Annotated in this window: 14 protein-coding genes, 1 tRNA gene and 1 pseudogene; 3 read left to right on the top strand and 13 right to left on the bottom strand. The window is 37.2% G+C overall.

Features of this window, described 5'->3' with window-relative positions:
* Positions 1-43: 43 nt before the first annotated feature.
* The 6 genes and pseudogenes from GWI97_RS15465 to prmB all read right to left on the bottom strand — a co-directional run bounded on the left by GWI97_RS15465 (position 44) and on the right by prmB (position 5,341).
* On the bottom strand, positions 44-940 hold the full coding sequence (locus GWI97_RS15465) for a hypothetical protein (protein ID WP_087802110.1): 897 nt from the start codon (positions 938-940) through the stop codon (positions 44-46).
* Positions 941-1,269: 329 nt separating this feature from the next.
* On the bottom strand, positions 1,270-1,542 hold the full coding sequence (locus tag GWI97_RS15470) for a YfcL family protein (protein WP_036935508.1): 273 nt from the start codon (positions 1,540-1,542) through the stop codon (positions 1,270-1,272).
* 153 nt (positions 1,543-1,695) lie between these two features.
* Positions 1,696-2,250, bottom strand: a complete 555-nt coding sequence (locus GWI97_RS15475) for an elongation factor P hydroxylase (protein ID WP_036935505.1) — start codon at positions 2,248-2,250, stop codon at positions 1,696-1,698.
* 18 nt (positions 2,251-2,268) lie between these two features.
* Positions 2,269-3,064 (bottom strand): annotated as a pseudogene (locus GWI97_RS15480) (sulfite exporter TauE/SafE family protein).
* A 173-nt stretch (positions 3,065-3,237) separates the two neighbouring features.
* Positions 3,238-4,323 carry a chorismate synthase gene (gene aroC / locus GWI97_RS15485; RefSeq protein WP_036935501.1) on the bottom strand — a complete coding sequence of 362 codons (1,086 nt, stop codon included), beginning with the start codon at positions 4,321-4,323 and terminating at the stop codon, positions 3,238-3,240.
* Positions 4,324-4,408: 85 nt separating this feature from the next.
* On the bottom strand, positions 4,409-5,341 hold the full coding sequence (prmB, locus tag GWI97_RS15490) for a 50S ribosomal protein L3 N(5)-glutamine methyltransferase (protein WP_036935499.1): 933 nt from the start codon (positions 5,339-5,341) through the stop codon (positions 4,409-4,411).
* 585 nt (positions 5,342-5,926) lie between these two features.
* Here prmB and smrB point away from each other — a divergent pair.
* A complete protein-coding gene (gene smrB / locus GWI97_RS15495) occupies positions 5,927-6,469 on the top strand; it encodes an endonuclease SmrB (protein ID WP_036935497.1) in 543 nt (180 codons plus the stop codon).
* Between the two features lie 78 nt (positions 6,470-6,547).
* Here smrB and sixA read toward each other — a convergent pair whose 3' ends face one another.
* The 4 genes from sixA to GWI97_RS15515 form a co-directional block, all read right to left on the bottom strand.
* A complete protein-coding gene (sixA, locus tag GWI97_RS15500; protein WP_115370752.1) occupies positions 6,548-7,021 on the bottom strand; it encodes a phosphohistidine phosphatase SixA in 474 nt (157 codons plus the stop codon).
* A gap of 390 nt (positions 7,022-7,411) precedes the next feature.
* Positions 7,412-9,568 (bottom strand): fatty acid oxidation complex subunit alpha FadJ, encoded by a 2,157-nt coding sequence (gene fadJ, locus GWI97_RS15505; RefSeq protein ID WP_036935493.1) that lies wholly within the window; start codon positions 9,566-9,568, stop codon positions 7,412-7,414.
* A complete protein-coding gene (fadI, locus tag GWI97_RS15510; protein ID WP_036935491.1) occupies positions 9,568-10,872 on the bottom strand; it encodes an acetyl-CoA C-acyltransferase FadI in 1,305 nt (434 codons plus the stop codon). The genes fadJ and fadI overlap by 1 nt, the downstream gene beginning before the upstream one ends.
* Before the next feature lie 235 nt (positions 10,873-11,107).
* Positions 11,108-11,404 (bottom strand): YfcZ/YiiS family protein, encoded by a 297-nt coding sequence (locus tag GWI97_RS15515; protein ID WP_082239452.1) that lies wholly within the window; start codon positions 11,402-11,404, stop codon positions 11,108-11,110.
* Between the two features lie 345 nt (positions 11,405-11,749).
* Between GWI97_RS15515 and fadL the strand changes: the two genes are divergently transcribed.
* Complete coding sequence (gene fadL, locus GWI97_RS15520) at positions 11,750-13,090, top strand: long-chain fatty acid transporter FadL (RefSeq protein WP_123822309.1); 1,341 nt, start codon at positions 11,750-11,752, stop codon at positions 13,088-13,090.
* An 84-nt stretch (positions 13,091-13,174) separates the two neighbouring features.
* On the opposite strand, the gene mlaA is transcribed toward fadL, so the two are convergent.
* From mlaA to GWI97_RS15535, 3 genes are all read right to left on the bottom strand, one after another.
* A complete protein-coding gene (gene mlaA, locus GWI97_RS15525) occupies positions 13,175-13,912 on the bottom strand; it encodes a phospholipid-binding lipoprotein MlaA (RefSeq protein WP_036935487.1) in 738 nt (245 codons plus the stop codon).
* 358 nt (positions 13,913-14,270) lie between these two features.
* Positions 14,271-14,345 (bottom strand) — tRNA-Arg (locus GWI97_RS15530).
* A gap of 195 nt (positions 14,346-14,540) precedes the next feature.
* Positions 14,541-15,317, bottom strand: coding sequence for an AraC family transcriptional regulator (locus GWI97_RS15535; protein ID WP_123822310.1), 777 nt, complete (start codon positions 15,315-15,317; stop codon positions 14,541-14,543).
* 104 nt (positions 15,318-15,421) lie between these two features.
* Here GWI97_RS15535 and GWI97_RS15540 point away from each other — a divergent pair, with 104 nt between their 5' ends.
* On the top strand, positions 15,422-16,225 hold the full coding sequence (locus GWI97_RS15540) for a sulfite exporter TauE/SafE family protein (protein WP_087802107.1): 804 nt from the start codon (positions 15,422-15,424) through the stop codon (positions 16,223-16,225).
* Positions 16,226-16,686: the final 461 nt, after the last annotated feature.

Genomic DNA, 16,686 nt, shown 5'->3' on the forward strand with positions numbered 1-16,686 from the left:
GGCTTACATTAACATTAAATTGATAACTTCTTTTTCGGCTATTTTAATCTTTCGGTAAAATACCATAAGATTGAAACTTTCTACTCTCTTCAATAAAACGATTATAGTATTTATTGTCTTCCACTGAATCTTTCACAGCTCGGTTACTATTCGCACGTGAAACAGCAAGTGTCGCCTTATAAAGCTTATCTTTTAATATATTATGGATCTTTGGATCTTCACTTTTTTGAATTTGATTTAATAGTGATACAAGTTCTTCTGCTTCAGCTTGAATATCAGGATCAGTAAATTCTGCTGTCGGTAACATATAGTCTAAATTAAGATTAACAGAATCGTTATATTCATCTTCTTGTGTAAATGGTTCTAAATCTTTATTGTATTCTGCTGAAATATATTTAATAAATTCAGGTTTATCAAAGCATTTATTTTTTATGCCACCATCATTATTTTTGTTGCGAGTACGAATTTCATTAGGAAATGGCTCGCCTAAAGCATAAGTGCACTGAAAGTTATTACCATCAATTAACGTGGCATTAGTGCTACGTACGGGAAGTTCAAATTCGTAGCCATTGATAATCACAGGGTAATCAACAGGTTTAAATTGATCTGTTTTTCCCTTTACGGCATACACTTCAGAAAGGGTGTAATACATAAAATTATCAGGATTTAATATGCCACCATTATTATTGTCATAAACCATAAATTTGGCATCATTTCCGGCACTGTCTTTTAAATTATGCTCACCAGGTGATAGCGTTATGTAACCATTTTTACCTGGTTCAACCTGATATTCTTTACCATCAACACTAAAGCTGATCATTTTTTCGCTTGGGTTACTGTAATAAAATTTATTTTTTTTATTATCTAAATCAAGTTGATCACAAGCAGATAAAAATAAAACGGCACTCGTGAATAGGCCTATTTTAAAGAAATTTTTCATCGTATCGTTATCCTTATCATAAATATTCTATGCAAATCATTTGCATCCCGAGAAACATTCCTAAAAAACATTTAAAAGTAATTTTACAGAAATGGCAAGGTATTACAAAAGATAGCACTATTATGCTTAATCAATGAGAGATACATCGACTTTGAAAAATCAAATAAAAACAATTGATAAATAGTGAGGATTAATCTTTGTCTAAAAACTCACCTTTTTCAACATCAAATATCCTAAATATAACTTAAGAGTCATTATTTTAATGAAATATTAAAAAAGAAAAAACAACCGATTAGTACCGGTTGTTCTCTTAGATAGGCATATGCAATTTAATTAATTGAGTTAACTAAATCATGCCACGTCGATAATACTAATGCTTGATCTGGTGGTGACAGCTCGCCTGCTTTTATTGCCTTTTGAATGCTCTCTTCCACACGTGTTCTTAGTGCTTCTAATTGTGTGTTGTTTTCTTGCTCAAGCTCAGCAATAGCCAGTGTAATATGACCTTGCAAATATCCACCTGCAAATAATTCATCGTCAGTGGCATGTTCAACACGGCTATCAATTCTATCTAACAAGTACGTTTCATACTCAGAAAGCATTATTTATCCTCAATATATAATGTTGCTGTACTCGCCATCAGCACTGCATTATCAATACATAAAAACGTGTGATACAGCAACCTTACTACATCAGACTCCACCCTATCGGGTAAAACCTTCACAGTGGATAGGCGATAGTTATTCTCGCAATCCTTAATTAACTAAAGGGTTTTCCTGATAAGGAAACATCTCTTCCGTTAGCTCTGGGGTATTGTAAAACAAATGTAACGCATTAATAAATAGCTGAGCACGAAGTGGCGTGTTTTTATCACGTAAATAAGCAAGAACTTGTTCTCTGACCTTATTTCTAAACGCATAGCGGTCGGGCTCAAAGTTACCTTCTAAATTGTCACAACTGACATTGAAAGGATAACCAGCAGCTTGGCAAAATAACCAATCTAGCGCTTGAGGTTTAATTTCGACTTTCTCAAACTGCCCTTGTGTCGTTTCGTCCCGTCCATCGGGGCAATACCAGTAACCATAATCAACTTGTTGACGGCGAGCTTCACCCGCAATACACCAATGTGAAATTTCATGTAATGCACTTGCATAAAAGCCATGAGCAAAAATAATTTGGTGATAAGGTATTTCTTCATTTGCAGGTAAATAAATCGGCTCATCATCCCCTTTGACTAAACGGGTTTGAAAACTTTCGCTAAAACATTGATTAAAGATATCAATTAACTGTTGATAATGATGTGCTGACATTTAAAAAACCATCTATTCCTAATTAAAAAGTGCAGAGAACCAAAGTGCAATAGTATCGCCATGATTGTCATTAATCAGTTTGATACTCATCAAAAAGGAGATAATGACCAACATAGGTCTTATTAATTTTTGCCCTTTCGTTAAAACGAGACTTGCACCTAAGCGAGCACCAATAAATTGCCCACAAAGCATCACTAAACCAATAGTCCAAATAACTTGTCCACCAATAATAAAAAATAGTAGTGATCCAAAATTAGAAGTGAAGTTGAGTAATTTAGCGTGAGCTGTCGCTTTTGATAGGTTATACCCAAGTAACATAACCTAAAGCGAAGAAAGAGCCTGTGCCCGGACCAAAAATGCCATCATAAAAACCCACACCTCCGCCTAATATTGCACCGAATGTATAGTAACCAATACGTTGCTTACTATCTTGAGCACCAATTGACGGAGTAAGAAGAAAATAGAGACCAATAGCAATAGTGAGAATGGGAAGTGCTTGTTTAAGGATGTCAGGATTAATAAATTGCACCAACATGGCACCAGAAACTGCACCAATAAATGTCATAAAAATCGCAAATCGTTGTGATTTTAAATCAATAACCCGACGGCGTATAAAATAGAGTGTTGCTGAAAATGAGCCACCAACAGATTGCAGTTTATTAGTTGCAAGCGCTTGTACTGGCGAAATACCAACTGAAAGTAAAGCAGGAATAGTAATTAATCCGCCTCCACCTGCTATGGAATCAATAAAACCCGCGATTAAAGCAACAAAGAAGAGAAGAAGGTAGATGCCATCTGAAAAGAGCCAATCCATTTATCTATCCGAGTTATCAGAAATGAAAGGACGTATTGCTGTTTCTTTCGTTTATTTATTTTGAAGAGAGTAACAGCAACACGATCTGAGCATAATAAAATTAGGCGCTCACACCTTTAAAGCTAACATCAAACTTACTACAGCTTATCAACCACGTTATTGATGTAGAATGATTACCATTGCATTAAGGGTGGTACAACATCACCACATTGACCACGCTGACGCAATGCATGATCGAGTAATACAATTGCCATCATCGCTTCTGCGATAGGAATGGCTCGGATACCGACACAAGGATCATGACGACCTTTGGTTATCATATCAACTTCTTCACCATCACGATTAATCGTTTTACCTGCAACAGTAATACTGGAGGTCGGTTTTAATGCGATATGCGCAACAATAGGCTGACCACTGCTAATGCCACCTAAAATTCCCCCCGCATGATTACTGGTAAATCCCTTTTTAGTGATTTCATCTCGGTTTTCTGTACCTTTTAATGTTACAACACCAAATCCATCACCAATTTCTATACCTTTGACAGCATTGATACTCATCAAAGCATGCGCTAAATCAGCATCTAATCGATCAAAGACAGGTTCACCAAATCCAGCAGGTACACCCTGTGCAACCACAGTGACTTTTGCACCAATAGAATTACCTTCTTTTTTAAGTGCACGCATGTATTCATCAAGCGCATCTAAACGTGAAGGATCAGGACAGAAAAATGGATTGCTTTCAACAATAGACCAATCAACAAGATCACATGTAATAGGTCCTAGCTGAGAAAGATATCCTCGAACTTCGATGCCTAATTTCTCTTTTAGATATTTTTTAGCAATCGCACCTGCGGCGACACGCATTGCCGTTTCACGAGCCGAAGAACGTCCACCACCACGATAATCACGCAAACCATATTTTTGTTCATAGGTATAATCAGCATGCCCTGGGCGGAAAACATCTTTAATTTCACTGTAATCTTGAGAACGTTGGTCGGTATTTTCAATCAACAAGCCGATACTTGTACCCGTTGTCACGCCATTAAATACACCCGATAAAATACGCACTTGATCAGGCTCACGACGTTGCGTGGTATAACGTGAAGTTCCAGGCCTACGTCTATCTAAATCAACTTGTAAATCAGCTTCTGTTAAAGACAATCCAGGAGGTACACCATCAACAATGCAACCTAATGCAACACCATGAGACTCACCGAAAGTCGTCACTCTGAATAATTGTCCGATACTGTTTCCTGCCATCCCTTTATTCCTATTTTTTTACTGTGTGATGTTATCAATATGTTATTTGTAATGAATAACAATCTACCGTCTCATTGCTGTTACATCAACGATTATCACTAGAAAAACAGTGTGAATGTTCAACAAGCTGTTCTCGAGTCAACATAAAGACTCCAATCCCACCATTGTCAAATTCAAGCCATGTAAACGGCACTTCTGGGAATTGTTCGACAAGATGAACCATGCTATTGCCCACTTCACACACAAGAATACCTTTTTCACTTAAATATTCAGGGGCTTTTAGTAAAATTTGACGTGTAATATCAAGGCCATCAATACCTGATGCCAACGCTAATTCTGGTTCAACTTGGTATTCATCTGGTAAATCGTCCATATCTTCAACATCAACATAAGGCGGATTTGTCACAATGATATCGTAAGGCGTTGGAACAATAGCGTTAAATAAATCAGATTGCATTGGGTAAACACGATGAGCTAAGCCGTGGTTTTCAATATTAAATTCTGCCACTTCCAGCGCATCTACAGAAATATCAACCGCATCCACTTCCGCATCTTCAAATTCATGAGCACATGCAATAGCGATACAACCACTTCCAGTACATAAATCAAGAATACGTGTTGGCTCTTGCTGAATTAAACCATCAAAATGGTTATTGATTAATTCACCAATTGGGGAACGAGGAATAAGCACTCGTTCATCAACATAAAATTCATGACCGCAGAACCAAGCACGATGAGTTAAATAGGGAACCGGGATCTTTTCCTCAATTCGACTTTCAATCAGTGTAATGATTTCCATTTTCTCAGAGGTTGTTAATTTGCTTGATAACAGCGCATCTGGAATATCTAAAGGAAGTGCAATAGTTGGTAATACAAGCTGTAATGCTTCATCCCATGCGTTATCTGTGCCATGACCATAATAAATGTCAGATGAATTAAACTGACTCATAGCCCAACGTAGCATATCTAGGATAGTGCTTAAATCAGCAACTGCTTCCTCTTTTAGTGTTATATCCAAAATGGTTGTCCTCTGAAGAAATAGAAAGTCTGTAGTTTGCCATGAAGATGGTGATAAATCAGCGGGGAAGCGTAAAAAAACATAACAACATTATTACCGCACTCTATACAAACACACCTACAATGGTTTTAAACTTCAGTCATAGAACAAAAAGCAAAACATACGATCTACCTATTATTAAAAAATGATATTTTATACTTTTAATTTAACCTTTATTAGCAAAAAAACAGAATTGAACCATACTTAAAACATGAAATCATTGACTGTGTACCCAAATGCGCCTTAAGAAGTTTTTATTCAATATGATGTCACTTGAAAACAAATACATAATTTAAAGACTCTTTTTTAATCTCTTTTTACCGTATTTTTATCTCCATCTTAAGAGATAAAAAAGTTTTATGCTCCCAGATATTCTAAACAAAGCAACTTGTTAATCACCTTGTATTTGCTAGCTATGTGACTATTTCGGCAGGGTAAATCCCTGCCTTTTTTTATGCCAAATTTATAACCTATATTTTTTATCTCTGACACTATTTCATGTACTATTGCTTTATAAAACAGTAACACTATGAAGAATCATAAAAAATGAATAAGAAATTTTTACTGCCACCTTCTGAAATTGAGTTATTTCAGGAAATGATAAAAGGCACCAAGAAATTACCTCAAGATAAAATACTTCACTCGCCAAAACGTAAAAAAGTGACACACTACGCCGTTGAACGCCTGCAACAAGAGCAAGCTGATGCTTCATATTATTTTTCAGATGAATTTCAACCTAATTTAGCGACAGAAGGCCCGATGCGCTACTTAAGAGACGGCGCAAATGCTTATGAATTGAAAAAACTACGTCGTGGCGATTATACCCCTGAATTTTTTCTAGACTTACACGGACTAACACAATTAATTGCAAAACAAGAAATTGGCGCTTTGATTGCAGCCTGTAGGAGGGAGCACGTTTATTGTGCTTGTATTATGCATGGACACGGTAAACACATTTTAAAACAACAAACACCACTTTGGTTAGCACAGCACCCTGATGTCATTGCGTTCCATCAAGCCCCTAAAGAGTGGGGGGGTGATGCTGCGTTATTAGTATTAGTCGAAAATGATGATATTATCCGTCGTTGAAGTATCAGTCGGCTCAAGCACTACCCCTTAAATCACCAAACAGGTGAAATAAGGCGTTAATTATCGTATTGGGCTAGTTTATTTTAAAGTTGAAGGTGGGACTTGCCATAACAATTCTCCCGTACCTTTCGATAAATCAAAATCAACACAAGCTATCGTTGATGTTGAAAACATTGGGGGACACACCGCAGGGCAAAGTTCTGCCACAACATAGCCAACTAAAGGTAAATGGGAAATAACCAGAATATTTTGATATCCCGTATCCCCTAAAGCACGTAAGTAATGTGCAATATGCGAAGGATTACCACCAGGAATGAGCCCTTCATCTGTTTCTATCTTACTCGGTAATGCTAAACCTATTTTTACAGCCTCTAATGTTTGTTGGGCTCGTAAATAAGGACTGACTAAAACATAATCGATAGCATGTCCTTGCGTTGTCATCCATTCAGCCATTTTTATTGATTCACTTCTTCCACGCTGAGTCAGCGGTCTTAGTGCGTCGCTTGCAGCATCAAGAGCTGCTTCTCCGTGGCGCATAATAAAAATTTGCATAGTAAATTATTAAACCTATTTTATTTTTTGTAATCATTGGCATTAACGTCTTTAAGATACTTAATCTAATCAAATTTAAATTAATATATTCTTATATAAAATATTCAATACCCTAATTGTAATAGCATAAATAACCTATTTAAAATCATGCCATTAGTTTACAAAATTCACATTATTTTTCAGGATTTTATTTAAAAAAACTTCATTTTTAAATTTTTTTTCAAATAACTCTATTGCCGTATCCGGCTATCATTAACAGTTTCGACCTTTTTTTCCATTAAAAATTCATCAATTATTAATCTGACGCAAAAAGTATAAGAAAAAAGGCGCCTAAGCGCCTCAATCAAAACAAGTGCCACAAAAGGGAAAAGCAATGGTAAAGCAGTTTCATTAGTCATAAAAACGTTCATTTCGTTTAGCCATTTCAACTAAACGTTCACAAGGGAGATATTTTTCACCATATTTATCAGCCAGTTGATTAAGCTTTTCTGTTACTTTTGTTGTTCCCATGCTATCCATATAACGGAAGGGGCCACCAAAAAAAGGCGGAAAACCAATACCAAAAACAGCGCCAATATCACCATCGCGCGGTTGTTTTATAATTTTTTCATCTAAACAACGAACAGCTTCATTAAGCATCAATAATAAACAACGCTCTGTGATTTCAGAGGGAGATAATTGGCTTTTGGGTTTAATTTGTAAAAGACGATAAATAGCGGGATCGGGCTGTTTTTTATTTTTTCCAAATGAAAAAGGCAGTACCTGTTTTGTATACAGATAAAAACCTCTGCCATTTTTACGCCCTTTTCTATTATCAGCAATAATGGCATCAACAGCAGGTGGAGAAGCAAATCTTTCACCAAATGCGTTCACTAATATTGGTGTTATTTTTGTACCAATATCAATACCTACTTCATCTAATAACTGAATCGGCCCTACAGGGAAACCAAACTGGACAAGAGCTTTATCAATATTTTCAATCGGTTCACCTTGTACTAAGCATGTCAATGCTTCACTGATATAAGGAGCAAGAATACGATTCACATAAAAGCCAGGTTTATCACCAACAACTATTGCAACTTTACCTTGCTTTTTAGCAAAAGCCACCGTTGTTGCAATAGTTTTTTCATTAGTATTTTCATGAGGAATAACTTCAACTAATGGCATTTTTTCTACAGGGCTAAAATAATGAAGCCCGATCACTTTCTCTGGGTATTTCGCTGTTTCTGCGATCTTGTGAATAGGTAATGAAGAGGTGTTAGACGCAAAAATAATTTTGCCTTTACCTAAATCTTCAATATCTGCCACCATTTTCTGTTTTAAAGCAAGATCTTCAAAAACTGCTTCAACAATAATATTAGATTGATGGAAACCGCTGTAATCCAATGAACCAGAAAGTAAGCTCATTTGGCGTTGACGTTCACGTGCCGGCAATCTCTTTTTATTAACCTTGGTAGAAAGCGCTTTCCAACTATAATTTAAAGCTTGAGCAATTCCTTTATCGCTAATATCTTTAATTCTTACGGGTAAATGCCCTTTTGTAGCAGTAACAAAAGCGATACCCCCCCCCATTAACCCCCCACCTAAAATACCGATATGATGTAAACTATCTGGTTTTTCAGATGATCCCGTTTCATTTTTAAGTGCTGTAGAAGCAAAAAAGAGGTGTCTTAACGATGATGAAACGGGTGTCATCGCTAGCTCACCAAAAGCATTCGCTTCTTCTTTAAATCCTGTTTGAATATCTTTTTCAAGGCCACGTTCTATTACATGTAGAATACGTTCAACAGCGGGGTAATGTCCTTTTGTCTTAGCTAATGCGCGCTTTTTAGCTTGCCCAAACAGTATATTTCTTCCTAATGTCGTATTTGCCCAGAAACGATCCATTATTGAATGTTTTTTCTGTTCTTTTTTACCCGACAAAATCCATTTAGCAGCAACATCTAATAAAATATCTTGTGAAACAACATCATTAACCAGACCTAATTTCAACGCACGTTTAGCATTGATTTGCCTTCCTGTTAATATTAAATCTAACGCCGATGTTACCCCAATAAGGCGAGGTAAACGCTGAGTACCACCAGAACCGGGCAATAATCCAAGTTGTACTTCAGGAAGCCCTAAACGTGTTTTGTTATTATCAGAACAAATTCGTCCATGGCAGGCCAATGCTAATTCAAGTCCCCCACCAAGACAGGCGCCATTGATAGCAGCAACAACAGGTAACGGATAATTTTCGAGTTGGGTAAAAAGATCTTGCCCTGCTTTTGCGAGTGCACTTGCTTCTTCTTTCGTTTTGCAATCCGCAATCATCGAGATATCAGCACCCGCAATAAAACTATCTGCTTTACCTGATGTGATAATTAACCCTTTTACACCCGAATGTTGTTGCGCTTGTTTCAAAACATCTTGGAATTGCTGCACAAATTCAGCTTTTAAGGTATTTACTTTTTCACCGATAACATCAATGGTTATCACGCCGACTTTATCGTTACGAACTGAAAATTGGAAAACGGAAGTGTTTTCTAGTGTTGTTTGTTGTTCCATTATTCCACCTCCAAAATCATTGCCACACCTAATCCACCCGCTGCACACGCAGTCGTTAACCCAAACCCACCACCTCGGCGTTTAAGCTCATGTAGCGTCTGTGTCACCATTCTTGCGCCTGTCGCGGCAAATGGATGTCCATAAGCAATAGAGCCACCTAGCACATTAAATTTATCCATATCCACTTCTCCAATTGCTTTGGATAATCCTAATTGCTCTTTAGCAAACTGCTCGCTAGCAAACAGTGTCAAATTACTTAATGTTTGTGCGGCGAAAGCTTCATGCATATCAATTAACGTAAGATCACTCAAAGAAAGTCCTGCGCGAGAAAGCGCAAGTGGCGTGGCATATGAAGGTCCTAATAACATATCTTTCCAAACATCTGTTGCTGTAAACGCATAACTACGTAGATAACCAAGAGGCTGATAACCTAAGCTTTTTGCAATGGACTCTTTCATCATTAATACTGCAGCTGCACCATCTGTTAATGGTGTACTGTTTGCGGCAGTAACGCTACCATGGCGACGATCAAAAGCAGGTTTTAACTTAGCGTAAGAATCAAGAACTGAATTTTTACGAATATTGTTATCTTGATGGAAACCTTCTTTGTAAGGTGGGAAAAAAGCGGTCATCACTTCATCATCTAATTTTCCCATTTCCCATGCTTTAGTTGCTAATTGATGAGAACGATGTGCTAACTCATCTTGAGCGACTCTGGAAATATGATAAGTTTTTGCCATTTGCTCAGCGGTATCTCCCATACGTAAGCCTGTTGAATATTCAGCAACGGCAGGGGCGACAGGGAGAAGATCTCGAAACCGCAATTGGCTTAAATAACTTAAGCGCTGACCCAATGATTTTGCTTTATTAAGACTTAACAATACATCCGCTAATTTTTTACTAACACCAATAGGCAAAACAGATGATGAATCTGCGCCACCCGCAATACCGACAGAGACATGCCCTGCCATCATGCTCTCAGCGACATTGGCAATCGCTTGAAAGCTCGTTGCGCACGCTCTTGTAACACTGTAAGCATCTGTTTTTACACTTAAGCCAGCACCAAGTACAATTTCTCTAGCTATATTCGGTGCTTCTGGCATTTGTACCACTTGCCCAAAAACAAGTTGATCAATAATTTCAGGAGGAATTTCATTGCGAGTCACTAATTCTTGAACCACTGAACGCCCTAATTCAACCGCAGGTATTCCTCGATACGCAGTCGCTTGTTTAGCAAAAGGTAAACGTAGCCCGCTGACAATGGCGATGCGATCTTTCATAGCACTGTTCGTTGATGACTTCATAACGGCTCCTGACAAAATGAGTTCCTAACACCAAAGAGGTCTGACCTGACAATAGTGTTAACAAAAATTTCACCTATCAGAAACATCATTTTATGAGAAGTGGGAGTTAGCGCGCATTATTTCGATAGAATGTCTGAACCCAACAATAAAGATAGAAAGGATAAAAAATACAATGGCGAGTCATAAAAAAGGCTGTTGACATTCAACAGCCTTAAATCTATTTGTTTTCAGCAGATTAACGTAATCCTAACTGGAAGATCAGATTTTCTGCTTCACACGAAAATGTAAAATCAACGGTAAGTTGAACACCACCATCAACATCAGCAAATTGTTGATTGATTTTACAAGGCTCTGAAGCGATAGATTGTGCTTTTGCACTGAGTTGATCCAACATTGCTTGCGCTTGTACTTTATCAGCGAAGACATGCTGATATGACGCAGTGCAATTTTTATTATCAATAATAGTACCCACATCTACACAACAGCAAGCAGCGGTTTCTTCTGCACTACAGCGATTAATTGCGTCTGCCATTTTAGTCTCCCAACGAAAGAAATGTTAATTATCTATCATAATCGCAAAAAAATAAAATAAACTGCTTTAGCTCAAATTATCCTACAAATTTACAAAAATAATTGATTATTCTGTTTATTTAACAATCAAAATTATCTTTATTGGGATATTTTGTAAAAATAATGTTAACTAAATCCCATTTATTAAATCAATTTGGCAATATTTGCAAAACACACTTGCAACATTTGGGGTAATCAACTTTATACTTAGACAACTGGTCTGATTTGTCATAACGACAACCGCACCTAAAATCCAGCGCTTCTAATCAGAAGTTACTAACTTAAAAAAATTATGAGGGTTTAGGTCATGAACCGTAAAAACCTGTTTACTCGCACAGCACTAGCTGCCTTGGTAGGTGTTATCTCCTCTCAAGCAGGCGCTGCCGGTTTTCAGTTAAATGAATATTCTACTTCAGCACTAGGGCGTGCATTTTCAGGGGAAGGCGTTATCGCCGATGACGCAAGCGTAGGTAGCCGTAACCCAGCTGCACTCACGATGTTTGATCGCCCTGAATTCTCTGTTGGTGCTATCCATATTAACCCGAGCGTCGATATTAAAGGTAGATCACCTCTTACTGGTACTGACACTACTGCAAAAGATATCGCCCCAAGTGCATTAGTACCCAATATCCACTTTGTTGCTCCAATTAATGATAAGTGGGCCATTGGCGCATCAGGAACAACAAACTTCGGTTTAGCAACAGATTTTCCGAATGATTATCCTGCTGGTCTTATCGGTGGCAAAACCGATCTGAAAACCATGAACTTAAATCTAAGTGCAGGTTACCGTGTTAATAATCAATTCAGTGTTGGTTTAGGCTTAAATGCCCTTTATGCTGATGCAGAAATTACACGCCATGTTGGTGAAGCGGGTAAAGTTTTAGGAAATAAATTACCACCTCCATTAGGTGGTTATATATCAAGCTTATCGCCAAGTGATCGCTTTGCTCAATTGAAAGGTGATGCATGGGGCTTTGGCTGGAACGCGGGTTTATTATATGAATTTGACGAAGGTAATCGCGTAAGCTTTACTTACCGTTCAAAAGTTAAAGTTAAATTTAAAGACGGTGAATACCAAAGTGACTTACGTTCAATTCCACAACTCGAAGGAATGGAAATTGTAGGTACTAACGGCGAAACCATTAAAGGTAAACTTGACCTTAACTTACCTGAAATTTGGGAATTTGCCGCTTATCACCGCGTTGCACCAAAATGGGCGGTTCACTATAACTTCGCTTATACAAGCTGGAGCGCATTTGAAGAGTTAAGAGCCACACGTAAGAGTGATGGTCAGCAACTATTCAAGAAAGAAGAAGGCTTCCGTGACGCATGGCGTGTTGCGTTAGGTACAACCTATTATCACGATGATAACTGGACATTCCGTACAGGTATTGCCTTTGATGATAGCCCAGTTCCTGCTGATAAACGTTCTATCTCCATTCCTGACCAAGACCGTTTCTGGTTAAGTGCAGGTGCAACCTACGCATTTAACAAAGATATGTCTGTGGATGTTGGCTTAGCGTATATGCATGGTAAAAAAGTCACAATCAAAGAGAAATTATCTGAAGATTTACCATTACCGGCTTATGAATTCGAGTCATCTGGTAAAGCATGGTTATACGGTATGAACTTTAACTACCGTTTCTAACTCTTGCTCTATATTGCTTTTTATACAAAAAATGGTCTTTTTCAAGACCATTTTTTTATTAATACCTAAAACTAACCACAAAGATTAGTCAATGGAATCTAAATCATCTTCAATCGCTTTCGCGTTAGGATTCTCTTTTACCGTACCCGCTTTGAAGTCATTACTTTGGAAATAAGCTTCACGCATCATTAAATAAGGATCAGAGGAGTTTTGCAAAATAGCATCGGAATCGAGCAACTGTGCACGTGTTTCAATGCCTTCTAATGCCCATTTACCCGCTGACATCCAAAACGTTAAATAACTCAACATGGGATATGTTAAGTCAGCCCAGTCACCACCCTCTTCACGGACAGTAAAGCTACCATAGCCAGGGACAACCACATAAGGACCATAACCCACACCATAATGCCCTAACGTACTACCAAATCGCATTGGCACTTCTTTTTCCATTGTTTCTTTGGACATACCAGCGACATCAATTAAGCCACCCATACCAAAGACTGTATTGATCCAAAAACGACCAAAATGTTTTGCTCCCTTTTCAAAATCACCACGCAATACACTATTTAGCATACTTGCAGGCTCTTCTAGATTACCAAGAAAATTAGATAAGCCATTTCTTGCTGGAGGGGGCACATAATCACGCCAAACAACCGCAACTGGACGTAAGATATATGGGTCTAAAACATAGTAGTTAAAATCAAACATCTGGCGGTTAAACCCTTCCAATGGGTCAGAGCGCGCCTCCCCATTATTAGGGGTACTTGCACATCCTGAAAGTAAGGCGACTGAAAGAGCAACACCGCACAGGCGATACTTCATAATGTTCTCCGCTAATTATCTTATGATGAGCAGCATCATAGTTCGCATATTCATAAACTCTACACATAATACTGTCAATACGTCACAAGTGGTACTTTTATTAGGCGTTGATCTTATAAGATAATTCAGTTTTTAGGATTATCCCATTGAGCTAATTTACAATATTAGCCCAATATTATAGGGCTAGTATTGAAATGCTTGATACTCGTTTACTGATATTCTTTTATCACTAATTGCTCTTAGCATTAGAGTACGAAAAAATTGTTATTAAACGAAGAAGCGAAACTATGGCGATAATAGAGTGAATACAAAACGGCTACTCTAGGAATATATTCGACATCTAAGGCTAAACAATAGATGGCGTTCCCTACAGGGATCGAACCTGTAACTAGCCCTTAGGAGGGGCTTGTTATATCCATTTAACTAAGGGAACATACGTAATGAAGTGATGTATGACTTATGGATGAACCTTATTTTACCTCCCTCACTCTCTATTAATCAAGTTTTAACGCACTGATATTGGAAGGAATTTTTTTGTTTCTTTTTTGAACAGTGAAATTTCCCTTAAAAAGGGAATAATAAATACCATCATCAATGATTGTGTTTATTCTTATATATAACTGTTTTACTAAAATGCTTTCAATTGCTTTAAAAATAATTTCGGTGAGTATCCCATCTCTTTATTAAACATTGCACTAAAGGCACTCGGATTCTCATACCCTAATTCTAAAGCAATTTCGGTGACTGAATGACCTTTCTTTAATGCTGTTAGTGCATACATTAAACACGCTTTTTGACGCCACTCGCGAAAAGAGAGACCCGTTTCTTTATGAAAGAGTCGCGTAAAAGTACGCAAGCTCTTATTTAATTTCTCAGCCCACATCTCTGGTGTGGTACGAATATTGGGCTGTGACATAAATTCAGTACATTGTAAATCCAATAAAGCATGTTGAGGTAAAGGTGTAAAATAAGGTAATGATTTGGCCTGAGTTAATTCATGACAAAGTAACGTTAATAAAGCGCTATCTCTCCCACCTAAATCATAAAGCAAAGGAAGTTGATTTGCTGAAAGTAATAGCTGATGAAACAAAGGAGAAACGTGTAAAACCTCACAATATTCCGAATAACGAGGTACTTTATTCGGCTCAATATAGAGACTATAAGTACTGCTACCCAACATTAGCACTTGATGTACTTTTTTAGCAGGGATCCACACACCGCTGTAAGGTAATACAATCCATTGGCCATCTTCAGTTTTAACTTTCATAACACCATTTGGGGCATATAAAAATTGGGCTCGTCGATGATGATGTGCTTCGAGTAATGTGTCATAAGGATAATCAGATCCTAATGCCAAAATATCACGGGGAAGATGATCCACATTGTTAATATCGATATTACGCATAATATTAAAATTGTCCTAAATTCATATAAACTTGTCATTATCTCGTGGGCAAGCCATTATTTTATTCTATATTGTTGATCTCCTGACTCAACAGGAGATTTGAAATGACATTCTGGCTGATTTCGTTTGGTTTAATTTCAGGCATTACAACATGGTTATTTGGCTTTGGCGGTGGCTTTGTCACGGTTCCTTTACTCTACACGCTTATTCTAACACTCTGGGGAATAGACAGCTTACCTGCTGAGCATGCAATGAAAATAGCTGTTGCCACCTCGACATTAATTATGTTGTTTTCTGCAACAATAACAACCATTAAACACCATAAGGCAAGAAGGCTTAATTGGCATAGCATGTTCATCCTTTTTATTGGGATTGCTTGTGGGGGGATCTTAGGTGCCCTTCTCGCATTAACGATTGAAGGCTCTTGGATCAAATGGATCTTTATTGGCTATCTCTTTGTCACTATTTTAGATTGCTATTTTCGTCCTGGTTTTATGGCTCCAACTCACCACACAAAAAAGGTGACTAAAGCAAGAGAAACGATTAATGGTGTTGTCATTGGTATTATTGCCGCTTTTTTAGGCGTTGGCGGAAGTGTAATGACTGTTCCTCTGTTACGTCGTAGAGGGACACCAATGGCACAATCTGCAGCCATGGCAAATACATTAACCTTACCTTTAGCACTCACTGCAACCTTCACTTATGTCGCACTTTCCTTTACTTCCCCTTTAAATAGTGAATCTGGTTTTATTGGTTATATTTGGCTAAAAGCAGTCTTTATTCTGATTTGTAGTACATGGATAGGCTTGAAGATCTCTGAGCGCTTTTTATCTCATTTTCCCGATAAATGGCATGCGAGAGTTTATCCCCTGTTACTGAGTCTTGTCTTAATCATTATGTTGCTTTAAATCCTTTCTTTTATATAAGAAAGATAGAAAAATATTTTGACAACATGCAAACACAATGACTCTCAGTATTCAATAAGCCATTTTGTTTTTAACATTCCTTTTAAACTTTTTCCTACGCATATTTACTTGGCATTAATATTATTGAGATGTATAAAACAAAAAATAGCTCCTTTTGACAATCCACACACAACCCCATAACTATTAGCTTTATTAATTAATATTTAAACATAATGAATAATAATTTATAGATTGTCTCATTTTTCGTATCAGTTTGATTACGTTTCAATGATGATGTTTCGTATAAAACATCATCTGTTTATTTTTCTCTTTTACTCGTATTTATCATCAAAATAATAAGTTAGCTATTTTTTACAAATTATATTTTAAGAAAAAACTGGATTTAAATATCGCTAAAAAATATTATTTAATTTTATTTTTAAATAACAAATTAATTACAATAA

Source organism: Proteus sp. G2300 (assembly GCF_009915965.1).
Taxonomy (GTDB): Bacteria; Pseudomonadota; Gammaproteobacteria; order Enterobacterales; family Enterobacteriaceae; genus Proteus; species Proteus vulgaris.